This window comes from Candidatus Nebulibacter yamunensis, from assembly GCF_024208055.1.
GTDB lineage: Bacteria > Pseudomonadota > Gammaproteobacteria > Francisellales > Francisellaceae > Caedibacter > Caedibacter lacustris.
The window spans coordinates 49,457-76,434 of record NZ_JAMBMW010000009.1 but is presented as its reverse complement, the minus strand read 5'-3'; the positions used below and the strand labels follow the sequence as shown (position 1 = coordinate 76,434).

The following is a 26,978-nucleotide window of genomic DNA, read 5'->3' as shown; positions in this document are numbered from 1 at the left end:
AATACCATGCGTTTATCTTTTTCTAAATCTATTCATCCTGTGAGTCAAAAATTAGCAGATATTGTAATTCGTAAAAAAACCAACCTTGCACTATCAGTGGATATGACAGATAGTAAAAGTTTACTTCATTTAGTAGAACAAACAGCAGATCACATTGCGGTTTTAAAAACACATATCGATATCATTTCAGATTTTACACCTAAACTTACCCAAATATTGCGGAAACTTGCCGATGAAGCTGGTTTTTTAATATTCGAGGATCGTAAGTTCGCGGATATTGGTCATACGGTTTGTCATCAAGTTAAAGATGGTATCTATCATATCGCCCAGTGGGCAGACATTATCAATGCACACTTATTGCCAGGTGTAGGCATAATAGAGGGGCTCAAAAAGGGATGCCAAGGTCGCGACATAGGGCTCTTATTATTAGCACAGATGAGTAGCAATGGTAATTTGTTCAGTGATGCCTATACCGCTAAAACGGTTGAAATTGCAGAACGAAATAAAGATTTTATAATGGGTTTCATTGCTCAGCAAAAGCTTAGTCAAGATAATGATTTAGTTACGATGACACCAGGAGTGAGTTTTTCAAGTTTAGAAGATGATCTAGGTCAAAACTATCATACTCCTCAATATGTAATTAAGGAAAAAAAATCAGATATTATTATTGTAGGTCGTGGCATATATGGTGCACAGAATCCAAAACAAGCAGCTATTGAATATCAACAACAAGCCTGGCAGTTTTTAAATAATATATAGCTCCAAAAAAGCAGATTAGGCTATTGTAAATAGAGCAACTTATTGTTTTGTCGATGATTTTTTTAAAAAAGTTTATCCAACGTTAAATGCTAGTAATATAACCAAAAATTATACACACTAAGGGCCGTACTATTTTCATTTAGATTACTGGTTGCTTTTTTTGTTTCCTTATGGGTATTGAATTTAGTAATTATAGGAGTTATTATTTAGCCATAAGCATTAGAAAGTAGATGTCTCATAAAATAAATGAAAATTTTCACTTTTTCATTATATCTGCGGTTTAAAATGAATTACTACGTTTAATGAAAATCTTAAATTTTGCAAAATGTCATAAAAATTATTTATACATCGGGATCCAGTTAATCATTAAAAAGTTAATTGTAAATATTATGGGGTTAATCAGTTTATTGAGTATTAGCTACGCCTTAAATTTAAATTCACCAAGCTATGATTTAGAATCAATCACACCTGAAACATGGCAACAAGTAAATTTAAGCTATTCAGATATCATTAATGGAAAGAAATATCCAGCTGAAATTAAGTTATTACGCCCAATTACTTGGTTAAAAGAGCAGGGTATGGATAAATTAGGAAATCAAGTGAATTTATCGATTCCTGAATTTGGTGTTGATAGGGTTGAGGTAAAAGTAACAGAAATAAACCCTACAAGTATAGATACCTCAAGTCTTGATTGGCAAAAACAAAACTCAAGACCTGTTATCAGCACTTTTAAGCGTTATGCAGAAGATGTAAGGACTTATAAGTTTAAAGATGATCAAGGTAATATCGAAAAAATCAATGCAACGCCTAATCATCCATTTTATGTAAAAAATAAAGGTAAGTTTATTGAGATTGATAAGGTTCTCTCTAGTGACAAATTAGTGCGTCAATTGGGTAAAGCGGTTAGTTTGGTTTGTCCTGTAGGTAAAACGGTTAGTTGCGGTGAGCAGTATAATAAAGACGGAAAACCTGTTGTTGTTTATAATATGGAGGTCTATAGGGAGCATGTTTATTTTGCAGGGGAAGGTAGCGTCTTAGTTCATAATGTTTGTGGTGAACTAATGTCAGATGGTGAAAGAGGTTTTTTTGCTCAAGAAATATTGAAATCCAAATATTACAATGATCATATTGGATACAGAAATTTAGTAAGCCAAGCGGAAAAAAGAATACGAGAAGTCACAAAAAAATATACCTCACCAAAGTATATTTATCGTTTAGATGATAGACCGCCAAGTGATATATTTAAGGAAGGCTTTATAGCTAGAGATAAAAATAGTAACGTCAGTTTAAATGATTACGTTGCTGATGGGAAAGCCGCATCAAAATATGTATCAACAACATCGAATAGCAATTATATAGTTGATTCATTTAAAGCAAGAAATCCTGGATCAAATTCATATTTATATAAAATAAAAAATGATCATCAAGGTATTTATATTCCTTATTCAAAGGAGGTCAATATTGAAAACAGGTTGGCTTATATTAGCCAGAGTGAATATACCTATATTAATCAGATTCCGTCAAATATAATTGTAAGCGCTGCACGAATATAGATTTTTTAAAAAAGTAGACTTCCATTTTGACCCTAAATGGAAGTCTGAAATTTATTGGGTCTAAAAACAATAATTGAACTATATAAAATGGGAGTATATATGAAGTTAAATAAGATGTTTTTAACATTTTCCGCTATTTTGTCTGTTAATCTTGTTGTTGCAGATATTAGGGAAAATAATCTCAGAGATAAGCAAGAGATAGTTTATTCAAGTATTGCAGTGGATATGGAAAAAAATAGAATTTTCCCGCAGCAAGTTTTCTCAACGAAAAATGGTATTATTTTAGCTTCAATAGGGAATGAATTTTATAGGAAAGATAATAGCGAAAAATGGCAAAAAATTGGTAGCATTAAATTAAATCAAGATGAAAAAATTATTGATATTATTTACGATAATAGTGCAGGTAGTAATTTATCTTTGGTTTTAACAGATAAAGGTCAATTATTTGGTTCAAATCAAGATCTTAATAATCTTACTTTAATAAGAAGTGGTATTAAAAAAGTAGCTTTAATTGATGATCATATTATATTACTGAGAGATAACATGTTACTGAGTTGGAATACTTATTCAATTAAGGGAGATTTAATTGAGTTGAATAAGAGATTTGCAGTTGATGCCATTGATGCTTATATTAGAGGTAACTCTGTTATTTCCATTACTAGCTTTAAGCTCCCTATCAGTGGCAGTGATTCCTATATCGGGCGGAGGCATAATATTAAGGACGGTAGTGTTCTAGGTGAACTTCCTTTAGGTTACTTCATGTATGACCTGTCGGCTAGTCTGGATTTCGTGGCTTACAATAATGATGTTTATGCATTGAGAAATTATGATGGACTTCTTGTTAAAATCTCTGGAAATGGAAATTTTAAAATAATATATAAGTTTGGCTTTCCCATTACTAAAGGGAGAATTGATTTGCAAGTAATAAGTAGTGAAAATGGGAATCTCAAGGAGAAACTTGTTATTCAGACTGACAATAAACACTATATTTATGATATTGAAGAAAACAATATGACACCTATAAATTTAATAAACACTGATGAAATTATAGATTCTGCAATGGACGCTGATGGTTCTATTACTTATATTACAGGTGTTAAAGAAAGTGTTAAAGAAAAGAAAATATTTGAGGCATTTAATAAAGCAAATTACCCATGTTTTATATTTAATGATATCACACACTTACCAATAAGTATTAATACTAAACTTAGGTGTTCAACAGATGTTAGGCTAAGCCCATCATTCAATCTTAATGATACAAGGGTATATGCCAATGGCGTTAATCAATTTCCTTTAACTTTAAGCTATCAAGTTAAGAAACTAAGTGACGTGCAACTACTTCCACCTGGACACTCAAATCTTGTCAATACAAACAATTTATACATAAAAAATGAATTCAACAATACAGTACCACTTAATATGGTTAATCCATTTGAAGGCGCAAAAACAAGTCCTGCATATAGTTTGATGCGAAATGATTTTAATTTAGGTGTATATAATCCCTCTGTCAGAAGTGAGAGTAATAGCGGAGCCAATTTTTTTGCTAATACAGGTGAAAAGCAATTCTATTTTATGGTTCCAGACTCAAATTATATTAACACTAACCAAAAGTATTCATTATGTACTAAACAACCTGAACAAGATAGAAACTTTAATACATGTGCAAGTCAGGTGGATATAACAGCGATACTACCATTGAAAATTCACAGTATGGGTAAGAGTTTTGTACATGAGCCTGGTAGCTCAAATATCTATAAGCCGTCTTATTCTGTGTATGAATTTAAACCAGACAACGGTGTTCAACTATATAAAGTGCTTAATAAAACTTTCGGAAATCACTCACATGAATTTCAAGCAGATTGGAAGAATCCAAGCCTTTTAAACTCTGGGTATAACTCAAGTGATACGAGCGGTTGGCTTACAAGAGTTGGGAATGCAACACTAACGATTCCAAGTTCAAAGGTTGGTGGAAGTCCTTATGTTTATCTTGGTAATTATGGTGATCATAATATTAACGTTTCAGATGGGATCACAGTAACGCTTGATACAACTAATGGTTATGACGGTAGTGATACTTCGCCTATTAAAAATAAAAGCGATTATCTCGTTTGGGTTGGAGTTAGCAGGATAACCCCTAAGTGTTTTCCTTTCATTTGTTTTCCAAACGCTCATATGACAGTAGATAATGTTAGAGTCGATTTACAAGATATGTATGGCAATATCACAAGAGATGTTCTTTTAAATAACGGCGAAGAATTAAGAATTTAATTCTCAAATATAGCGTCATAAATTTATTTCTAATCAATAAGGGGGAAGAGTAAATGTATTCTTCATTAAAAAAGCGTATTACTTTATTTGGCTTTATTATTTTTTTCAACGAAGTAAATGCAGATAATTTCATCGCTACAAAAAACTCTGATTTATCAGCTGTTTCTACAGAAGATACATCAGAAATACTTAACAAAAAAGCAATACAGCTTAATGAAAGTGTAGAAAAAAAGGATTTTTTAAGGGGAAATGGAGCGGATAATAATATTGAGTCAAGTGCATTTAATTTTGGTGGGTTTTTAAGTGCTAAGGTTGACCAAAGGACTTTAAGTTTAGGGGTATCTGTTCAAGTTGCCCAAATTCTTTCTCATAATTTAAATGGTCCGCAGATGAAAATTATGCTTTCGTATAACCATAATTCTAATTTAGACTCTTATCAGGTAGGTAGAGGTTGGGGATTTAATTTAACTCATTATGATGCAAACAGCCAGTATTTATCCTTATCAAGAGGGGGAAGATACTTTATTGAGGATATTGCAGACCCACAATTAAAATACTACAAACTAAAAGACATTAGAGTTAATTATTGTCCAGACGAGGAGAGTAATGCTTTGCTCTCTATTCAATATAAAGATGGACTGACTGAATATTTGGATCAGTATGGACGTGTTTTTAAAATTACGAATGAGCGTGGTGATCAAGTTTTTATTAAGTATGTTAATGAATCTTTATTAATTGATCAGATTTGGGCAGAGGATCAAGAGTCTGGAGTTGTTTTCAATTACGAGGGAGGAAATGTAAGAATCACCAGTAAAGGGTTATCTGGAAAGGATCAAGAAATTCGGTTAATTAAAAATAATGGGACATTAAGTTCTGTTATTCTTCCGGATAAGAAAAGCATAATAACATATGACTATGACTACAATGGTCTTCTATCTCAAATAACCTACCCAACAGGTCTTAAAGAAAATTTCGATTATGAGCTTTTGTCACAAAATTATGGACAATGGTCTGTTTATTATGTATCCCGTCATAAAGTTATCCCTGGTTTTAAGCAAGAAAATATAGTTACAGAATATAAGCCTTTATCTGATGAGAATTATTTAGGCGAAAGATACACAGTACCTTCAAAAGGTGTTGATCCAATGTATGAGCAACACAGTAGTTATCAATATATAACTGAGAAAAAGACAGATTATACAAAGGAAAGGTATACCTACAATAAATTTCATTTACTGGACAGCAAAGAAATTTATACCCTCAATAATGTTGATAATACAGTGCAGGAAGAGAACTATATTTACGAATTCACTTTAGAGAGTTCATTTGATGAGTTACCTGATACCTATAATTTTCCGAGCAAAACGATCACACGTTTTTATAATTTAGAAAATAACAAAAGTAAGAATGCAGATGCCTATCGCGAATTAATAACAAAATCAAGCTATGATGAATATGGGAATATTATCAGTACAACAGACGCGCTTGGCGTAACCAAAACTATTAGCTATTGTTCACCGGATGGTAGTACAAATGGATGTCCAAAAGACAATAGCGGTTTTGTTCGTTTCCCCAAAGAAGAAGTCATTAAATCTTCCAGTAATGTTAGCGGCACTGCTGTTTCACCGCAAATAAAGCAATATCATTATCAAAAGCTCAATAACACAAACTTGATTGTGCCAACAAAAACGCTTTATGGCTATTTGGATCAATCTGGAAAAGCTAGCTTTTTTCATCAGGAAGAAAATAACTATTTTGAAGACCGTAGTCAGGCTGATCATTTTGCGCTGATTAAAAATATTAGTTTACAAAACTTAGCTATAACGAGAGATAGCCAAAATGAGCAACTAGCGCAAATCAATACAGGCTTTAGTTATGAATTTAAAAATAACCAAATAGTAACAACTACTTACCCTAAAATAAACCTAAAGCAAGCTGCAGCAGTTGCTCAGAAAAAGAAAGTCATAAAAGACAAATATACTAGTTTGCCGGTTATTACTGAAGATGCAATGGGCAATAAAAGCTATAGATATTACGATGATTTAAGCAGAATATTTGAAGAAGTCTATGGTCTTGGTACAGAACATGAGATTCGAACGAAATATGAATATATATTAAATAATCATGAAATAGCCATGATTACCACAGACCCTAATGGTTATCAGGTTAAATCGACTTATGACATGCTTGGAAGAATTATAGGTAAATATCGTCAAGCGCTTGACATAGATGGAAATGCTATTGCTGGAAAGTTTGAAAAGTTAACTGAAAATACTTATGACAGTGCTGGCAGACTTGTCCAAGTTAAACATTACGATACAGATGTTTTCAACGATGAAGTGGAAAATATTGTTAAGCTAGACTATGACATATTAGGAAGACAGCAACGTATAATTGATTCTGATGGAGCAATTACTTATACAATCTATGACGACGTTAAAAACATTAAACGGGAATGGAAAGAGGGGAAAAAAGGGGATAAATCTCCTGTTAGAGAAACTTTACTAAACCAAGACAATCAACCAATAGTTTTGAGATTATTGCGTCAAGATGGCTCTGTATATCATGAAGTACATAATACTTACGATGCTCTAGGGCGTTTAATAACAACAGTAAATGAAAATGGCTCCCAAACAAATTTTATATATAACCCAAAAGGGGAGTTAATTTCTAAAGAACTAGATAATGGAACTTCAATAAATTACTTTTATGATTTATTAGGCAATACTATCCAAATTAGTGTGATAACAGATAAAAAAGAAGAATTTGTTTTAGGTCGACGTTATTATGATGAACTAGGACAATTGAAGTGGGAAACTAATACCGATAACAATAAGTCATATTTTAACTACGATGTCATGGGTAACGTTATTGAGCATATTAATAAATATGGAGCGAGCCTCAGATCTGAGATTGATCCAGTAACACAGCTGAAGAGTAAAAGTTTTATTGAAAATGATGATGAGTACACCGTGCAGTACAGATATGATCCGAAAACAGCGACATTAGTCAATATGACAGATGCTAATGGGAATTACCATTATGTTTATAATGCTGATGGTTCTTTAAAGCATGAACGCTACCGGTATGGATCAGAGTTAGAGCATGAATCTCAATACATGTATAGCAGATCAGGAAAGCTCAGTTCATTTATTGATTTTCAAGGAAATACTACTCGCTATCACTACACTAATATGGGTAGGATATCAAGTATTGACTATAAAGAAGCAGGTAATAGTGACTATGACCTTAATTATGTGCGTTACCAGTATGACAACCTAGGTCGTGTAATAGAGAAAAGCATCAAGAGTAAGATTACAACTAAATTCTATTACGACCATGATACAGGTGTGTTAAATACCCAAGAGGATTATGTTGATGGGAGCTTGGTAAATAAACTTGAGTATGAGTATCGCGAAAATAAAAATTTAGCTAGAGACGATGGTGCTAGTTTACTTAGCGGCAATATCTCTAAGCGCACAAGAACCGATGAGCAAGGGAATATCGCCATAGAAAGCTATGACTATGATCTCATGAATAACCTTAAAAGCTATCGCTGCCAAGGTGTATTATGCCCTAGGGATTCTCTCAAGAATGTTATTACCAAGCAGGTATATACTTTCGATAGTTTTAATAATATTAGAACTATTACAACAAATTACATTGATAAGCATGATAATTTAGAAAAAAATAACGTAACAACCTATTACTATGATTCCGCCAATCCTGTCAAGCTACTAAGGTATACCAACTCAGTTTCAGAATATGGAAATTCTAGAACGTTAGAATATGATAAGGCAGGAGCGATAACTTTAGATGATTATGGGAATGTACTTACGTATGATAAATTAGGGAGAACAAAAAGTTTTATAGCTTTTGGTGAGAGCTCAGGTCAAAAAACAACCTATGGCTATAATGGTTATAATCAAATGGTTTGGCAAGAAGTGCCTAAACAGGAAAAGTTATTTTTATACTATATTGGCAATCAACTAAAGCATGAATCTCAAGATGGAGAATGGCTAACTTATCTTTCAGATGGGCAGAGCAAAATAGGACAGATAAAGCAGACGAATAATAGTAAAAACATAACGGGCTTATCCTTTTATTTAAAAGATATGAACCAAAGTGTTTTATATGATATTCAACCATCTTTAACTAATGGACAATTTAAATTGGTAAGTCAAAAAACTTATAGTCCTTATGGGATAGCAACTGATCTTTTGCAAACAGAAAGCACTGATATTGAAAGTCTTTTATTGCATAACATGTCTATTGGTTACAATGGTCAAAGAACCGATGCAATAACAGAGTATCAGTTTTTAGGAAACGGTTATAGAGCCTATAATCCCGCACTTAAAAGATTTATGTCGTATGATAGTATGTCTCCTTTTGAAGCAGGAGGTATTAATGGTTATTTATATGGTGCTAACAATCCCATTATGTACCAGGATCCAAGTGGACATTTTATTGTATCACTTTTAACAAGCATTATTGTTGGCGCTATCGTTGGTACTGTAGCAAATACCGTAATTACAGGAGCACTTACTGACTGGAATGGTGAAGCGATGTCTCAAGCAGCATGGAAGGGAGCTATTTTAGGGGCTGTAGGTGGTGCTATCAGTGGTGGTTTTAGTGCAGCCGCAGCAGTAGGGATTATTGGAAGTGCAGCAGCAGGAGTTACTTCCTCTGTGGCGGATATTGCTATAACAGGTGCGATAGGATTTGGCTTGGATGTGGCAACTGGATCAAACCCCTCTGATGCTTTAAGAGGGCTGGGCATAGGGCTTGGTATTGGTGCGTTAACTGCTGGTATCGGTTATGGTGTAGGTAAGATACTCAAGGCTGCCAAACCTCAAAGAGCATGCTTTACGGAGGGGACATTGGTATTGGTATGGGACGATGAGTCTGGGGCAATACATAAAGAGATACAAGATATTAATCTTGGGGATTTTGTGATTACTAGTTATGAAACTGATCAAGAAGTAGGTGATAATAATGCACTTCAAAGTGCAGAAGAAGATGATTCTAATAATGATGTCTTGATAATTGATGAAAACGAAGAAAATAATTTAAAGGTGGCATAATTTTTTATGAAAATCATTATTAGTATTTTAGCGTTTTTAAGTATAGCGTATGGCAAAAACTTAACTTTACCAAGCTATGATTTAGAATCAATCACACCAGAAACGTGGCAGCAAGTGACGCTAAACTATAACGATATAATTGACGGTAAAGAATATCCTGCTGAGATTAAACTTCTACGTCCGATTGAGTGGTTAAAAGCAAATGGCATTGATGAGGTGGGTAACAAAGCTTTATTTTCATTACCAGAGTTTGGGGTTGATTCAGTTGAAGTAAATGTAACAGAAATAAACGCTACAAATATAGACACCTCAAACATTGATTGGCAAAAGCAGAGTTCAAGACCAGTTATAACAACTTTTAAGCGTTATGCAGAAGATGTTAGAACATACAGCTTTAAAGATGAGCAAGGCAATATTGAAAAAATTAATGTAACGCCTAACCATCCATTTTATGTAAAAAGCAAAGCTGATTTTGTTGAAATTGATAAGATTTCAGTTAGTGATAAGTTAGTAAGTCAAACTGGCAAGCAAGTTAAATTGGTTTGTCCAGTTGGCCAAGAAAGTAGTTGTGGTCAGCGATATAATAAATATTTTGAGCCCATTGAGGTTTATAATTTAGAGGTGTACCATGAGCATGTTTATTTTGTTGGGCACAAACAACTTTTAGTACATAATACTTGCCTAAGATTAAAAGATCTTGCAGCAAGGAAGTTATTGTCATCAAATCTAAATACGGCAATTAGAGTTGATACAAGAACAATAGAGGAAATATCTTCAGCTGGGGGCTTTAAGACTCAAGTGTTTGCAAATGAACCACGCAGCATACACCCAGATCATGTTTTGATGAATGCTATTTCAGCAGTTGAAGGCAGTGGTTATGAAGGTGCTATGAGGGCATATCGTGGTTTTTCAGGGAATGCCAATGCTTTAGCGCCAAAAGCGGCTATTAACGTTTATGAGATAAATATGAAAGGGTTTTCTTTTCTAAGGTTTGACAATTTTTCTTTAGAGCAGTTAAAAAGTATGGGAGCTCCATTAGATGCCCATATAACTGGAGAAATTCAGTTATATGGGCCTATAACTGTCGACCGTATTAGGCATCTTGGAAAATTGGGTGGAAGTAACTTTATTGAAAGATTTATTAACAAACAAAAACTAAAGAGTCACAGCAATTCTCACTGAGTTTTGCAAATAAAGAGACACAAGATATCAATCTCGGGGATTTTGTGATTACTAGTTATGAAACTGATCAAGAAGTAGGTGATAATAATACACTTCAAAGTGCAGAAGAAGATGATTCTAATAATGATGTCTTGATAATTGATGAAAACGAAGAAAATGATCTAAAGGCGGCATAATCAACTATGAAGATTATTCTTTTTACTTTAACTTTCTTAAGTATATCTTATGGTAGAAACTTGCCTTTGCCTAGTTACGATTTTGAGCCAATCACGCCTAAAACATGGCAGAAAGTTGAGCTTAAGTATTCAGATATTATTAATGGTAAAGAGTATCCTGCTGAGATTAAAATGCTGCGTCCGATTGACTGGTTAAGAGCAAACAGCCTTGATAAGATAGAAAGTGATGTTAACTTGTCTATTCCTGAATTTGGAGTTGAAAATGTACAAGTCACAGTAACAGCAATTCAATTTATCAAATTAGATATTTCTGGTATTGATTGGTCAATAGATAGAAAAAGACCCGTAATCAGTCTATTTAAACGCTATGCAGAAGATGTTAGGATTTATACGTTTAAAGACGATTTAGGGAACATTGAGCAAATCAACGCGACACCAAACCATCCTTTTTATATAAAGAATAAAGGTGCATTTGTTGAAATTGATAAAGTCTTAGCAAGTGATGAGTTGTTGAGTCAAACTGGCAAGCAAGTTAAATTGGTTTGTCCAGTTGGTCAAAATAGTAGTTGTGGTAAACCTTATAATAAAAGTAGCGAACCTATCATTGTCTACAATTTAGAAGTTTATAGGGAGCATATTTATTTTGTAGGCGATCTTGATGTTCTTGTGCATAACAAAAGAGATTTAGTTCATGAGTCTCGTTTTATAAATAAAAGAGCTTATGAAGACCAAAAATCAATAGGTAAAATTTCTTATACTACAGAAAAAGGAAGTAAATATTCATATCATAAAAATAAATTTAAACGTGAAATGAGTAAATATATAGTGATTGAAAATGGTTATACAGGAAAAATAATATCTAGTAATAAAGCAATAATTAGCTCATTTGATTATGACGCAATGAATTATTTTTTAGATGTTGTTGAGAAAGCAAACTCAATAAATATGGGGGACAGTGCTTCTGAGGCATATATAAGTGCAGAAAGTTATTTTAATAGGTTTTTATACCATGGAAATGGTGTGTATGATCGAATATATAGTTTTATGAACAAAGATTACTATATTCGGCATGATTCTTTAATGAGTACAAAAGGATTTAATGTCATAGATTATATAGGAGATAAAACACCTCCCGCTACACATGTTGGTCATAGGATTTGTTGATTAGCAATTATGTGAGAATTTTTGTGGTTGTGTTCTTTCACTCACGACAGCAACGGTTGTCTCATCGGCTTGGATATATGGCAAAAGCTTCATCTGCTCAAACACTTCATCCACAACAGGTTGTACTTTTTCGCCTAACTCAGCAAGCCAGTGACACATGCTGTTGCGTGGCAGGTCAATTTCAAGCTGTTTTCAGATTTGCTCCTGGCGATACAGGGGTAAGTGATGGCAAAACTTAGCTTGAACAATATACCCATCGTAAATCATTTTACCGAGTTTGGGATGTGAAAATTGTCGTTAATCCTTGAGCTTAAACTTGCTGAAATTTCAGGCAAATCATCGTCAAAAAACGACTTGATTCTTGCCTAGCCCCTATGGCATTTGCAACAGAAATGGTTGATAAACTAACTTTACCCGATAGAGTAAGTATTATGTATGAAAACTTTAATTTTATTCCTGAGATTTAGATATAGCATATTTGCTGAGGTTACTATAGCAGGGACGACTAAATTAAGCTTTGCAAATATAGCAACTTATTGCTTTACTTTTGATTGTCTTGTTGAGACCTGTTTATGGATAATAGTAAAATAGTTTGTGACGGACATGTCAATTTGATCGTATTACGTTAAGGAGTGAAGTCAAATGAATGATCAACAAACAATAAAATCAAGAGTTCTTGATTTGAAAACCTATATGATGCACGCTGGATTGACAGCTTGCATGGTTATAACGTTCGGGATGGTGCAAAAAGCGTACTCAATACCAAGCCAGAGTCAACCTAATGCTTCATTAGAACAAGTTGCTCCAAAAGTTGTACTTAATTCGTCAGAAAAATGTTCATCTCAATTAAAGACATTAAGTTCAATTACAGTCTCTGAGGTTGAAGATGCACAACAAGCATGGGGTAATGGTATTGTTGCGATAGGTAAAGCCTATCTCGATAAAGGAGATTATCAACAAGTTGCCAAAAATATAATTAATAAACTATACGCCTATAATTATGAAAACGGTGTGGTAATGTTCAAGCCAACTAAAGCAAGAGAATCACTTTTTAGAAAAACCAAAGAATCTGCCTTGTCATATTTTGTTGGTAATAATGCAAAATTTAAAGAAGATAAAGGTTTTGCTTTGGAACCATGGACAAAAGTAGAGTTCCATAATAGTGAAATGTATTTCCATGGCGATATGGCAATTGCAATGGGAACCTATGACTTTACTGATACAAAGAGTAAAACTACGACGGTGGAGTATACATTTGCTTATGTCAAAGATCCAAGTGGGCAATTAAAAATTGTGCTTCACCATTCATCTGTTCCATATGGCAGTTAAAAAATTAACAATACAATAGTAATTGACTTTAGTCATTGACTTTTTGCCCAACTCCGGGTACTGATATTATAGTGAAATTCACACCTTTAGGAACAATTCCCATGTTTAAGCGTGTACTCCTTTTATTATTTTTTAGTATCTCATCCCCTATATTTGCTGACGATTCTTGGGAAGTCAGCGTAAAAAACGCGCCTAGCGGATTATTTGATTTTAATGTCTACGCTGTCACATGGCAGCCAACATTTTGTAAACTTTATAGATCATTTAGCTGTAATTGCAAGAATGAATTCAAAGTTCATGGGATATGGCCCTATTATGCAACACCTTACCATATAAAAAGCGATACTCACATTAGAAATTATCATCCTTCATATTGTTTTAAGTCAAAAGGGTGCCCTGCTTTAGAGCAATGCGCCATCGATCCAACAATACTAAAAATGATCAAAAACAACGAAAATCTATTTTCTTTATATCCAAACAACGATCAATTATTTAGCAAAGAATGGGAAAAGCACGGTACGTGTTCTGGACTTACACAGATTGAATACTTTGAGCAGGCATTAAAGTATAAAGAAAAGATATTTCCTTATCTTTACAAATTGGTTACTTTTTTTAATTTATCTTTGCCAATTAATGATCAAGAAGTTGACATTGCTGAAATTCGCGCGTTTCTTCCACAAAGTGTAGGTTTACGGTGTGCTCAATTTGATAACAGGAGTTATCTTTATGAAGTTCATTTTTTTATAGACAGAAAAGGAGAAACGTTTGCAGAAACAAATACTCAAATAGGTGAAGAATGCCCAGATAAAGTTATTATACCCCACACTCTAATTTAGAAATTTAAATATTTAACGCTATGTCTTGTATCTGTATCGGTTTGAGTTTTTTGGAGTATTTAGTTTAGTGTCGTGCGTTTCATTTCATACGCGCCATTTCAATCGTGCTAGCAACTCATCATAATTTTCACCCTCTACTAAGAGTTTAGATGCCCCGTCAACAGAGGATGTGGCTGCATTAACCCTAGCTTGATTGTCATACTTAACCACCCATGTCGGTAAAGCGATTGTTAAATCTTCTCTCAACAAAGGAGTATGCGTAGTCTGCAAACACCATCCTGTATAATTGCGGGTCCTTTTCAGCTTTCATGATTAATTTATCTCGAAAATACATTGCCTGCTCTACAGTTAAGCCAGGCAGTCGAAGTTTGTCTCGAGCATGGGCAGCTGGTAATAGATCTTGCTCGGATATACTTACCAAGTGACTGATAGGATAACGATTATTAAGAAGACTTATCATGGAAGGTAGATAGTTCTCGCTATCTCTCAGTTCTATTAGATGAAGCTCCTTGACTAAAGAGCAAGGTGGTAGACTATGTGAACGTATGGAATAAAAACAGAATAAATTATAATCTACAAGAGAGTTTATCAACTGGTTGTTTCGCGTAATCAACTCAAAACCTGCTCTAGATACGACAACAACATTATCTTTCATTTTTCTCACCTCCTAGAACGTTTTCTGACCTTATGCCAAATTTTAGAAATACCATGCAACCTAGAATTCCAGTTAGCGTAACCGTTGTGTTTAAATACCACATTATCTGAAAACCAAATTGTTCAACGATTACTGAATTTATATAATTTGCAATTGCAACCGAGCCTGCTGAGAAAAGAGACAACCAACCAAATGATGTGCCAAGGCTGTTTGCATTGATTTTTGTGATAAGGTAATCAATCCTGTTAACCATTCCAACTTCAGCAATTGTAAATGCAATGATGCCTATCAGTACTAGAATATATTTTATTGTAAGACTTAAAGTATCATTAATCGCCATAGCCATGAGTAAACAAAACAATGCTTGAAACGAAAAAAGTACATAAAAGTTCAAGTTATGTGCATATCTTTTCCAGAAAAGCTGATAACTGATCATGAGGGTAGCATTTACAGTGAAGACCACCAACACCATGAAACTGCCAGAAATTTTATGCAAAAAGATTGGCAGCAAATACTCTACATGTGAATAAATCGCTGAAAAACCCATTTGCAGAAGAATAATTGGGTAGACCTGTTTATTTTTCAGAAAAGAGAAAAGACTCCCTAAAAAACTTACATTTTCTCTTTTTTTCCTGATTTCCTCTTTTATACCAAAAAAATAAAAAAAGAACGGTTGTATAAATCATAATACTTATTAAACCTAGTGTCGTAATGCTAAAGCTCAATAACAAAAGTCCAATAAGCGGACCAATCGCTGTTCCGGCATTAAATAATGCGTTGCGTAATGAAATGACGTCTTTTAAATTGCGATCGTTATCAGTGTACTGAGAATAAAGAAAAGACCTAACTGCTGGATTAAACGTAGCACTCTTGGCTTATTAAATTCAAGTATGTATCTACTTTATCTACTACCAGCATAAATATGTCAGTATTAAATTTTAATAAGGTAGTTCTAACTTTGTTGAAAATCATTTTACTTCTGCCGGATGGTGATTTATCGTAAACTCGTTTGCAAACCTGTATATGATGTGGAATATAAAAGTTTATGAATATCAGTATCTTTGATTTGTTTTCAATTGGTGTTGGTCCATCTTCATCTCATACTGTGGGACCGATGCGTGCGACTTTTCGTTTTTTACAAAAAAATCACCTTTATTTAGAGAAAACAACACGTTTTTGTATTGAGCTTTTTGGTTCATTGGCATTGACTGGTAAAGGACACAAAACCGATTATGCTTGTGTACTGGGAGCAGCAGGTTTTGAACCACATACTATTGATATTGATAAGGCAGCTTTGCACTATTTTGAAATATTAAAAAATAAACGTATAAAATTGTTGGATGAAAAAGAAATAAACTTTGATTATGAAAAAGATTTTGTCTTTCACTATGATCAAGCTTTGCCAGAACATGCCAATGGGATGTTGTTTACGCTGTTTGATGATAAAGGTAAGGTGTTAGTAACACGTAAATATTTTTCAGTGGGTGGGGGGTTTATTCTAGATGAAAATGAAATGCAAGCTCAAAGCGATCCCGCACCAGTGGATGCACATCGAGTCCCTTATCCATTTTCCACTGCGCATCAATTACTGGAATTATGTCATAAGCATCATATGAATATTGCTGAATTGATGATGGCAAATGAGTGTTCATTACGACCAAAAGTAGAAGTAGAAGAAGGTATACTTAAAATTTGGCAAGTTATGGATCAATCGATTGATAAAGGTTTAGCTACGGATGGAGAACTACCAGGAGGGCTAGCCGTGAAGCGTCGAGCATATAAGTTGAAAAAGCGTTTAGAGAGTGGTCGCCTGGATATTCAAGATTTAAATTGGCTTAATGTGTTTGCCATTGCTGTGAATGAAGAAAATGCAGCTGGAGGCAAGGTTGTAACTGCACCAACTAATGGTGCTGCTGGTATCATTCCCGCAGTATTAAAACATCATATTTTAAGTTACCCATTTACGACTAAAAAAGACATTATTGATTACTTACTCACAACGGCAGCAGTTGGTATTTTGTTTAAAAAAGGTGCCTCTATTTCAGCAGCAGAAGTGGGTTGTCAGGGAGAGGTAGGTGTCGCTTGTTCAATGGCAGCGGCAGGTCTTTGTGCACTATTAGGTGGTACGGTGCTACAAGTCGAAAATGCAGCAGAAATGGGCATGGAGCATAATTTAGGACTAACTTGTGATCCAATTGGTGGGCTTGTACAAATTCCTTGTATTGAGCGCAATGCAATGGGAGCTGTGCAAGCGGTAAATGCTGCAAAACTTTCATTGTTAGGTGATGGAGAACATCACGTAAGCTTAGATAAAGTCATTCAAACTATGAAAGAAACTGGAAAAGATATGTCAACTAAATATAAAGAAACATCGTTAGGAGGGTTGGCAGTTAATTTACCGGCGTGTTAGTTTTAGGTGTTATTATATTGTCTAGGTTGGATTGTAAAGTGGTTTTAAGTCGTTTAGGTGTTTGTTGAAGAATGTTGGTGACTAAATCAAAGGTTTTTAAAATTGAAAGTGGGGTGTTAATAGCATTTTCAGCATCAGGTAAAGGCATATCAGGTGAATCGCTTTCAAGTAAAATATGGCTAGCACCAATACGTCGAATGACTTGACTGAGTTTGCTGTTTGGGTAATGCAAAATACTGCCAATACCAAGTTTAAAGCCTAAATCACAATAAGTTTTAGCAATATTATAACTTCCAGAAAAAGCGTGAATAATCCCACCAAACATAAAATGATCAGCTTTTAAGGTTTCAATGATTTCATTATGCGCCTTAGCACTATGAATAATGATGGGTTTCTTAAGTGTTTTGGCTACTAAAAGCTGCTGTTTAAAATAAAATTGCTGCCCTTCAAAATTATCTAAAAAGCGTTTATCTAAGCCGATTTCACCGATGAGCTTAATATTATTTATTGTGATCCAGTGGTGTAATTTATCAATATGATGTGGTCTATGATTTTGTAAAAAACAAGGGTGTAGACCAAGTGCTGGAGTGATAAATGGATGATGAACACTTAAAGCAATCACCTTGTGCCAATTATGGAACTGTACAGCAGGATTGATGAAATGTGAAATGCCAGAAGCTAGGCAATTAGATATAAGATCATCTTGCATATGATCAAAACAGGTAAAGTCTAAATGGCAATGGCTATCTGTAAGCATGTTATTTTTTTGACTAAAGTGGAATAATCACAAATTGTAACAAGTATGTAGTTATTAAACTACCTAAATATTTATCTTCTTGCAGGAAGAATTAATTAGTATCAAAATGTATTTGAAAGTAGATAAATGTTTATATTATAATGCCGCCCGTGCAACCTGCACAAAATTATAGGACATATAAGGGAATTAATAAGGCATATTAAGTATGAGAGGAAAATATTGTATGAAACACACTCAGGCAAAAACATTTAAATATAGCGCACTAGGTCTTGCATTATTACTGACTGCTTGCGGGGGGGCGGCGGAGGAAGCTCTTCTTCTGGAACAACACCAACTCCAGCAAAATTAAGTGTAGATTCTCAAGGCAGTGTGGTATTGGGTAATCAGGCAAATTTAACTGTTAAAGTTGTTGAGGATAATGGGCTTAGAATAGCGGCCAACAGGTCTGTTTCTGCCTCAAATATTCAGTTTGAGTTTCTAGAAAATGCAGAGTATTTTGATGTTTCACACTCATCTTGTGATGCTGTAGGAAGTACTGGGGCTTGTACCATTTCAATCACCCCAAAACAACATGCGATTGAATTACTTAAAAACGATCAAGACATAACGATTCCCTATGTTATTTCTGCTACAGCCACAGATAAAGAACTTAAAAGTACGGGTGAATTAAAGCTTCAAGGTTTAAGTTTTGATAACCTTGTATTCAAGCAAGGTTCAGTGCAAAAAGTTTACTTAACCAATACCACTGATCACGATATTGATCTTACTGGATATACAGTTAATGTCGTCGATCAAACCATTGCAGATAATAATACTTTGCCATTTATTGAGGATAATACGTGTGCAAATATTACACTTGCAACAGGTAAAAGTTGTTATGTAACGCTTAACTCAAAAGATGCAACTGTTGGTAATGAAGATATTCAATATAAAGTGACTGATAAAAACGGTAACCAGGTTTTAAAGTTCGATATTAAGATTGATGATCCTATATTACAGAAAGTCAGTGCAGTAGACGAAAGCACAAGTGCAATTGTTATGCACAATAAGATTATTGTGAATAAAGATGACACTAAATCAATCGTATTCAAAAATGTATCAGGACGTGATTTAGAGAACCTTACATTCACAATAGGTGAATCTGAACTTACTGGCGTGAACTGTCAATCATTACTTGATCAAGAGCCATGCAGTATCAGTTTTAAGGATTCTTCAATGCGTTCATTAGCATCAAACAACATTGCTGATTTTACGATTAAGAGTAATGGCGAAGTAGTATACAAAGACGTTGTCTATTATTATGACACAATCGATAATACAAAAGGCAGATCAGTAGATGTAAACAAGCTTGATAAACTAGCAACGATTAAGCTGTATACCCAGTTTTCTGATAATACCGAGATTACAGTAACGGATGAAACTCAAAACGATTCTGATGGGATCACACTTGAGAGTGCTCAAAATCAAAACTATATAACAGTAAAACTTAAACCAACGGCAAATACTAAGCTGGGTGAACATAAAATTAGAATAGACGTTAAAGATAAAAATGGCACAGTAGAGCGCTTCTATACTTCTATCCAAGTTCACAATACAAATGGTATGACTATTAATAATAATAACGTCCTAACAAGTTATACAGGGTCACTAACCGATGTTGTGATTCCCTATGGTGTAACAGAAATTGCTAATTTTACTTTTGATAACTATCCAGTAAGGCCTTCTGGTGGTCTAACCTCTGTTGTGATCCCTGATGGTGTGAGAACAATTGGTATTAGAGCTTTTGCCAGTAACGATAAGCTATCCACAGTAGTGATACCTAATGGGGTGACAACTATTGGACTTCATGCTTTTTCCTATAGTACACAGCTAACTTCAGCTGTCTTACCTGAGGGTATTACAATTATCAGCAGCAATCTATTTTCTAACACAAAACTAACTTCAGTTAAGATTCCTGATAGTGTTATAAGTATTAAATATGGAGCTTTTTGGCAGAGTACATTCACTTCAATTAAAATACCTAAGAATGTTACAACTATTGAGGATAAGGCTTTTGAGCTCGTTCCGTTATCTTCTGTAGTTATTCCCAAAAGTGTTATAAAGATTGGTAGCGAAGCTTTTTATCAGGGTCATCCTACTAAACTTCAGTCTGTGATTATTTGTCGTAATAAGGAACCCTCGTCAGCATATGATTTTGCTCATGATGCCTTTAAGAATTTTGATAATAATAAAATTATATGGGATCCAAATCACCAAGAGTGTCAAAAATAATCTAAGGTGACAGCTATTCTATATTGAAGCGAGCGAGATAAATTTTGGCAGTAAAAGCGCTATAGTTTTTACTGCTTTTAATTGCTATTCTCGCTAGAATAGCGAGCCATTGATGGAATTAAAATAAAAATGTATGTTAAATAAAGCTGATTTATTATTTGAACTTGGCACAGAAGAGTTGCCTCCTAAGTCACTTAAGAGCATGGCGCAAACACTTGTCAACCATGTTGGTCAAGCATTGGATCAACTTGAGATTGGGTATAGTGCAAAAAACTTCTATGCTTCTCCTAGGCGCTTAGCCTTTCTCATCAAAGATTTACAAGCTATACAAAAAGATAAGCTAATCGATAAAGAAGGACCATTTGTCGATAAAGCCTATGATCAAAATGGACAACCCACACAGGCAGCGTTAGGCTTTGCTGATGCTTGTGGCGTTAGATTTGACGAGCTTAGCGTGATTGACCATAAAAAAGGCAAGCGGCTTTTTTATCAAGTCAAACAACTTGGCAGTAAAATACAAGATCTGCTTCCAGGTATCATTGAAGATGCGTTAAAAAAGCTACCTATTCCTAAAACCATGCGTTGGGGGAATGAGAGTCATCAATTTGTGCGTCCTGTTCATTGGGCAGTTTTAATGCTTGGAAATGAAGTGATTCCTGCTCAATTTTATGGTTGTAAAACAGCAAATATAAGTTATGGACATAGGTTTCATAACCCACAAGCATTGGTAATTACACATGCAACAGCATACGTTGAGTTGCTCAAGCAAGCTTATGTCTTAGTCGATTGGCAAAAGCGCAAAGCAAAAATTATTGAGCAAGCACATACAATTGCTAACAGACTCAATGCCAAAGCTGTATTGAATGATGATTTAATTGAGGAAGTGACTGCAATTGTTGAATGGCCACATGCGCTTTGCTGTGATTTTGATATGCACTTTTTACGTGTGCCACAAGAAGCACTGATTTCAGCAATGGAAGAACATCAAAAGTGTTTTGCGATCGTTGATCAAAATGGTAAGTTACTTAATCATTTTATTACAATAAGCAATATCGATAGCAGTCATCCTCAAACAGTTATTAAAGGCAATAATAAAGTTATGGCTGCACGCTTATCTGATGCAGCATTTTTTTATGATACTGACGTTAAAAGACCTCTTGAGTCATATGTTGAAAAGCTTAAAGTCGTGACTTTTCAACAACAGTTAGGTTCGGTTTATGATCGTACGCTACGCATATCAAATTTAGCTTATGAAATAGCCAAGCTTATTGGAGCAGATGCTTTACTTGCTAAGCGTGCAGGTATGTTAAGTAAGGCAGATTTAATGACCGACATGGTTTATGAGTTTACTAATCTACAAGGTGTGATTGGTAAGTATTATGCAAATGCTCATGGTGAACACAATGATGTATGTCAGGCTATAGAGCAACAATACTGGCCAAAATATGCAGGAGACAAACTGCCAGAAAATAAAGTCGCTCAAGCTGTGGCATTGGCCGAAAAACTCGATACTTTAGTGGGCATCTTTGGTATAGGTCAAAAACCGACAGGGGATAAAGATCCGTTTGCATTAAGACGAGCAGCAATTGGAGTACTTCGTATATTAAAGGAACATCAATTATCAATTTCGCTTTTAAGCTTGATTAAACTTTCGATTGCAACGTTCAACCCTAAACTGAATACACAAAATGATTTAGAAAACTTACTGTTGCAGTTTTTTGTTGATCGCTTAAAAGTGATTTATAAAGACGAGGGTGTTACAAGTGAAATCTTTGAGTCTGTCCTTGCTGTTGAGTATAGTAATATTGCGGATTTCGATGCACGTATTCAAGCACTGATAAGTTTCAAAATGCACCCAGTGTGCGAACGGTTGGCACAAAGCAATAAGCGTGTGGTTAACATATTAGAAAAAAACAACATCAAAACTCAGCTGAACATCAATGAAAATTTATTTATCGAGACTCAAGAGAAAGTATTGTTCCAAGGGCTTTTATCGGTGGAAGATAAGCTTAATAAAGCAATTTTCAAGCAAGCTTACTACGATAGCCTGATTGCTTTATCTGCTTTAGATGAGTCACTTGCTTTGTTTTTTGAGCATGTGATGGTAATGGACAAAGATGAGTCGTTAAAAAACAATCGCATTGCGCTATTACAAAGGTTGCATGCGATGTTTAGGAAGGTTGCGGACTTAAGCGTGCTTTAGTTTTTTACATTAAGAATATATTTTTCTTTTAGCTCTTGTTTCATCACTTTTCCAACGGTGTTTTTAGGGAGCTCTGGTAAAAACATAATATCTTTTGGCGTTTTGTAATGTGCTAATTGGGTATAACAAAACTCAGTGATTTCTTTGGCAGTGATAGATTTGCCTGTTTCCAACACGACAAAAGCAAAAGGTTTTTCGCCACTGGAATGTGAAGGGGCTCCAACAACAGCTACTTCTTTAACTTCAGGGATAGTTAGAATGGTGTTTTCAATTTCTTTAGGAAAAACGTTAAAGCCAGAAACAATCAGCATATCTTTAGAACGTCCCGATATTGTTAAGCGTCCCATTTCATCTAAATAGCCAATATCACCTGTTTTAAGCCAACCATCATCTGTAAAATGCTCTTTAGTGATTGCATCTAAATGCCAAAATCCTGGCGATTGTTGAGGACCTTTAACCCATATTTCACCATTTTCATTTGTAGCTAACTCATTACCGTTATCATCTTTAATAGAAACGTCTGTACTAGGTAAAGGGTAACCAACTGTGCCGTTGAATTCATCATCATTGTCAAAAAGGTTAATAGTCACAGCTGGTGACATTTCTGACAAGCCATAGGCTTCTTTTATGGTAACTCCAGTTACTGCTTTCCAATCATCTGCTACCCGCTTAATCGTTGACATGCCGCCACTTAACGTATAGCGAAAATGTGGAAAAGTAGATTGACGGAAGGCATCATTGTGTAAAAGTGCGGCGTATAGTGTATTGATACTATTAAAAATCGTAAAAGGCGTTTTTTGCATAGTTTTAACAAGTGACTTAATATCGCGTGGATTAGGGATAAGTACTTGTTTTGATCCCGCTAGGTAGAAGGTAAATAAGTTGGCTGTAAGTGCAAAAATATGATAAAGCGGTAGTGCACCAATAATTACTTGTTTATCTAATTCGACTGAGCTGCCAATCCAGCTCCATACTTGATCGATATTAGCAACAATATTTTTGTGTAATAAAATAGTACCTTTTGGTTTGCCTGTTGTACCACTTGAGTATTGAAGACAAGCCATATCATCACAAGAGACTTTTACACTTATTTCATCAAATGTTTTAGAGTAATTCAAAGCTGAGCTTAAAGTATGAAATTGCGTTTTATCATAATGACATTTCATGCCTTTAATGTAAGTTGCAATAAAATGAATGATTTGTTTTTTGGGGAAGGAGTAAAGATCGACTAAGTCAGTCACAATCATGTGTTTTAATTGAGGTAAATATTTTTTTGCTTCTTGTGCTAAATGTGCAAATGTACTAAGTACGATAATTCCCTGAGCGCCAGAGTCTTCCATAATTTCCTTGACTTCATGGGCAGTATAAAGTGGGTTAATGTTTACGAAAATGCCACCAATTTTTAAAATACCAAACAATACTACGGGAAATTGGAGTAAGTTTGGCAACATAATCGCAATTTTATCGCCTTTTTTAAATCCAAGTTCATGATATAAGAATGCAGCAAAACGATTGGCATAATCATCGATTTGTTTAAAACTTAAATCATGGTCATGACATGATAAGGCGATGTTTTGAGGATATTTTTGTACGACTTTTTTTAGCATTGAATTTAACGTTTCAGTCGAAGGTGGGATTTCAGTAGGAACGTTATTAGGGTAATTTTTAATCCATGACTTATCTGACATATATTAATTTCTCCTTTCCATTAATAACAAACTAAGAAGTTGATATTTTAGACATAGCATTAGCTGGTTGTAAATAAATTCACTGTGCTTTCGTTTGAATATGCTGCCTTGCAATGTAAATTTATGATTTTTCATAATATTTTAGCTGCTGGTGCTTAATTTTTTACAAAATCGCTGTTATATTGCTTGGGTATTTAAATGGATAATACTCCAGTCAATGTGCGTATAGCTAGTATGGGGTTTTAATTAAGTCTTGTACGAGGAAGTGAAAGGGTTTTGCCAGTGCTTAATTTAAAATTTAAAAACTTAAGATAAGGAAGTATGCTCATGATAAAAAAAATTTATAAATCAAGCAAAAAGTCCATGCCACCGATTTCAGCAACAGAACAAGTTGCACTTGATGCCGGAGATTGTTGGTATGAAAAAGAAGTTTTTCAGGGGAGACCTGATTTTGAAAAATTACATAGTGCAAAAAAGTTTGAGTTAAATGAGGAAGAGCGAGCATTTTTAGACAAAGAAACAAATGCACTTTGTGCCATGCTTGATGATTGGAAGATCACTCATATAGATCGAGACTTACCAGTTGAAGTTTGGGATTACTTGCGAAGGAATGGCTTTTTTGGTCTTGTTATTCGTAAAGAGTATGGAGGAAAAGGGTTCTCAGCAGCAGCGCATTCAGAAATTGTGATGAGGATTGCTACAAAGAGTGTTTCAGCTGCAGTGACAGTGATGGTGCCCAATTCTTTGGGTCCAGGTGAGCTTTTACATCATTATGGGACTGATGAACAAAAACAAATGTTTTTGCCCAAACTTGCTAAAGGAATTGATATTCCTTGTTTTGCATTAACTGGACCCACAGCAGGCTCTGATGCTACTTCACTTCCAGATAAAGGAGTGGTATGTAAAGCTAATTATAATGGTCGTGAAGTATTGGGCATTCAATTAGAAAACATTAATAAACGTTATATTACCTTGGCGCCGATTGCAACAGTAGTGGGGCTTGCATTTCAACTGTATGATCCGGATAAATTATTAGCAGATGTTGGTAGAGAAGGAATTACCTGCGCGCTTTTGCCACATGATCACCCAGGTCTTGAAATTGGTAATCGGGCGTATCCTTTGTCACAGGCATTTATGAATGGCACGATTCGAAGTAAAAATTTATTTATTCCGATTGATTGGATCATTGGTGGGCAGAAAATGGCTGGCGAAGGCTGGCGAATGTTAGTGGAGTGCTTATCCATTGGGCGAGCGATTTCTCTACCTGCTTGTGGCACAGCCAATGCACTTTTATCAACGGTTATGACCTCAGCTTACAGTATGGTACGCGAGCAATTTAAATCACCTATTGGTTACTTTGAAGGTGTAGAAGAGAAACTAGCGCAAATGGGAGGGCTTGCCTATATTGCCAATGCAACAAGGCAATTTACCGTTGCGGCTGTAGATGCGAATGTGAAGCCTTCTGTTGCATCAGCAATCTCTAAATACCACTTAACTGAAATTGGACGTAATGTTTTAAATCATGCTATGGATATCCACGCAGGACGTGCCATTATTATGGGACCCAATAATTATTTAGCACGAGGTTATCAGGCTACACCTGTTGGTATTACCGTTGAAGGTGCAAACATCATGACACGTAACTTAATGATATTTGGACAAGGTGCAATGCGTTGTCACCCTTACGTGCGTGATGAATCTGAGAGTTTAATGAATCAAGATGAAAAAAAGGGCTATGAAACTTTTTCACGATTGATGAAAAAACACATTGGTTATTTGACTAAGAATAAGCTACGAACTTTTTGGTATGGGTTAAGTTGTGGGATAACTGCTAAAGGATACGACTCTAAATTTAATCTTTATTACAAGCGTATTACCAGGTTAAGCTCAGCTTATGCCTTTATTAATGACGTTGCTTTGATCACATTAGGTGGTGAGTTAAAGCGTAAAGAACGTTTATCAGCACGTCTTGGTGATGTGATGAGTTATTTGTATATGGGGTGTGCGGTTTTAAAATATTATAAAGATAATGGGGAGCAGAAAGCTGATGATGTTTTTGTTAGTTGGAGCTTGCAGCATTGTTTATACGAAGCACAAAATGCGCTTATTGAAACCTTGAGCAATTTCCCAAATAAAGCTTTAGGTAGTGCGTTACGTTTTATTGCATTTCCATATGGTAAGCCTTATAAAAAGCCAAATGATAAACTTGATCATAAACTTGCTCAGGCATTGCTAAAAGATGAAAATACGCGTAAGCGCATGAAGGATATGTGCTTTGTGCCAAAAGATGATAAAGATCCCGTTGGGCGTATGGAGCTTGCTTATCAAGCAGTTCTTCAAGCCATGCCTGTGCAAAAGAAGATTAAAGATGCGATAAAATCAGGCACTTTACCGAAAAACTCATGGATGAGCTTAATTGAAAAAGCTAAACAACATAATGTGATTAATGATGAAGAAGTTGTGTTACTTAAAGATGTTATAAAGCGCGTTAATGATGTAATTCAAACAGATGAATTTGCACCTTATGCTTTAGGACCTAAAAATGCCCACCCAGAGTGGCAACAAGCGTATGAAGCAAGGTATAAATCAAAGGATGAAGCCAAATCAACTAAAAAAGCGTATGCAGATGCGTAATTACAGGAG

18 protein-coding genes are annotated in these 26,978 nt (G+C 34.8%); 13 read left to right on the top strand and 5 right to left on the bottom strand.

Translation table 11 applies throughout. The features are described from left to right. The first annotated feature begins 6 nt into the window (after positions 1–6). From pyrF to M1V25_RS05480, 7 genes are all read left to right on the top strand, one after another. Positions 7–759, top strand: coding sequence for an orotidine-5'-phosphate decarboxylase (pyrF, locus tag M1V25_RS05510; RefSeq protein ID WP_498842673.1), 753 nt, complete (start codon positions 7–9; stop codon positions 757–759). Positions 760–1,061: 302 nt separating this feature from the next. After that, a complete protein-coding gene (locus tag M1V25_RS05505; protein WP_116964002.1) occupies positions 1,062–2,312 on the top strand; it encodes a scabin-related ADP-ribosyltransferase in 1,251 nt (416 codons plus the stop codon). 99 nt (positions 2,313–2,411) lie between these two features. Next, the gene (locus M1V25_RS05500; protein WP_498842672.1) at positions 2,412–4,580 is read left to right on the top strand and encodes a hypothetical protein; all 2,169 of its coding nucleotides are present in this window, start codon (positions 2,412–2,414) and stop codon (positions 4,578–4,580) included. 53 nt (positions 4,581–4,633) lie between these two features. Beyond that, a complete protein-coding gene (locus M1V25_RS05495; RefSeq protein WP_498842671.1) occupies positions 4,634–9,664 on the top strand; it encodes an RHS repeat domain-containing protein in 5,031 nt (1,676 codons plus the stop codon). Between the two features lie 6 nt (positions 9,665–9,670). Beyond that, positions 9,671–10,846, top strand: a complete 1,176-nt coding sequence (locus tag M1V25_RS05490) for a polymorphic toxin-type HINT domain-containing protein (RefSeq protein ID WP_498842670.1) — start codon at positions 9,671–9,673, stop codon at positions 10,844–10,846. A 44-nt stretch (positions 10,847–10,890) separates the two neighbouring features. Further along, entirely contained in the window at positions 10,891–11,022 is a 132-nt protein-coding gene (locus tag M1V25_RS05485) for a hypothetical protein (protein WP_275667770.1), read from the top strand. A gap of 6 nt (positions 11,023–11,028) precedes the next feature. After that, positions 11,029–12,186 carry a polymorphic toxin-type HINT domain-containing protein gene (locus M1V25_RS05480; protein ID WP_116963997.1) on the top strand — a complete coding sequence of 386 codons (1,158 nt, stop codon included), beginning with the start codon at positions 11,029–11,031 and terminating at the stop codon, positions 12,184–12,186. On the opposite strand, the gene M1V25_RS05475 is transcribed toward M1V25_RS05480, so the two are convergent. Then, a complete protein-coding gene (locus M1V25_RS05475; protein WP_498842677.1) occupies positions 12,187–12,366 on the bottom strand; it encodes an IS66 family transposase in 180 nt (59 codons plus the stop codon). It abuts the gene before it with no gap. Between the two features lie 462 nt (positions 12,367–12,828). Between M1V25_RS05475 and M1V25_RS05470 the strand changes: the two genes are divergently transcribed. Together M1V25_RS05470 and M1V25_RS05465 are read left to right on the top strand one after the other, a co-directional pair. Next, positions 12,829–13,515, top strand: coding sequence for a metal-independent carbonic anhydrase family protein (locus tag M1V25_RS05470; RefSeq protein WP_116963995.1), 687 nt, complete (start codon positions 12,829–12,831; stop codon positions 13,513–13,515). 101 nt (positions 13,516–13,616) lie between these two features. Further along, positions 13,617–14,351: a ribonuclease T2 family protein gene (locus M1V25_RS05465; protein WP_498842669.1), complete on the top strand. Its 735-nt coding sequence runs from the start codon at positions 13,617–13,619 to the stop codon at positions 14,349–14,351. Between the two features lie 202 nt (positions 14,352–14,553). Here the strand turns inward: M1V25_RS05465 and M1V25_RS05460 are convergent, their stop codons facing one another. Together M1V25_RS05460 and M1V25_RS05455 are read right to left on the bottom strand one after the other, a co-directional pair. Next, positions 14,554–15,006, bottom strand: coding sequence for a hypothetical protein (locus tag M1V25_RS05460; protein WP_498842668.1), 453 nt, complete (start codon positions 15,004–15,006; stop codon positions 14,554–14,556). Next, positions 14,996–15,442 carry a hypothetical protein gene (locus M1V25_RS05455; protein WP_498842667.1) on the bottom strand — a complete coding sequence of 149 codons (447 nt, stop codon included), beginning with the start codon at positions 15,440–15,442 and terminating at the stop codon, positions 14,996–14,998. The genes M1V25_RS05460 and M1V25_RS05455 overlap by 11 nt, the downstream gene beginning before the upstream one ends. A 609-nt stretch (positions 15,443–16,051) precedes the next feature. On the opposite strand from M1V25_RS05455, the gene M1V25_RS05450 reads away from it, so the two are divergent. Continuing rightward, entirely contained in the window at positions 16,052–17,416 is a 1,365-nt protein-coding gene (locus tag M1V25_RS05450; protein WP_116963991.1) for an L-serine ammonia-lyase, read from the top strand. Here M1V25_RS05450 and M1V25_RS05445 read toward each other — a convergent pair. After that, a complete protein-coding gene (locus M1V25_RS05445; protein ID WP_116963990.1) occupies positions 17,397–18,173 on the bottom strand; it encodes a TatD family hydrolase in 777 nt (258 codons plus the stop codon). The two genes, M1V25_RS05450 and M1V25_RS05445, sit on opposite strands and share 20 nt — an antisense overlap. A gap of 288 nt (positions 18,174–18,461) precedes the next feature. On the opposite strand from M1V25_RS05445, the gene M1V25_RS05440 reads away from it, so the two are divergent. Both M1V25_RS05440 and glyS read left to right on the top strand, forming a co-directional pair. After that, positions 18,462–20,444 (top strand): leucine-rich repeat domain-containing protein, encoded by a 1,983-nt coding sequence (locus tag M1V25_RS05440; RefSeq protein ID WP_498842666.1) that lies wholly within the window; start codon positions 18,462–18,464, stop codon positions 20,442–20,444. A 133-nt stretch (positions 20,445–20,577) separates the two neighbouring features. Further along, a complete protein-coding gene (glyS, locus tag M1V25_RS05435) occupies positions 20,578–22,647 on the top strand; it encodes a glycine--tRNA ligase subunit beta (RefSeq protein WP_116964481.1) in 2,070 nt (689 codons plus the stop codon). Here the strand turns inward: glyS and M1V25_RS05430 are convergent. Beyond that, positions 22,644–24,335, bottom strand: a complete 1,692-nt coding sequence (locus M1V25_RS05430; RefSeq protein ID WP_116964480.1) for a long-chain-fatty-acid--CoA ligase — start codon at positions 24,333–24,335, stop codon at positions 22,644–22,646. The genes glyS and M1V25_RS05430 overlap by 4 nt on opposite strands. A gap of 327 nt (positions 24,336–24,662) precedes the next feature. Here M1V25_RS05430 and M1V25_RS05425 point away from each other — a divergent pair, with 327 nt between their 5' ends. Beyond that, positions 24,663–26,969 carry an acyl-CoA dehydrogenase gene (locus tag M1V25_RS05425; RefSeq protein ID WP_116964479.1) on the top strand — a complete coding sequence of 769 codons (2,307 nt, stop codon included), beginning with the start codon at positions 24,663–24,665 and terminating at the stop codon, positions 26,967–26,969. Positions 26,970–26,978: the final 9 nt, after the last annotated feature.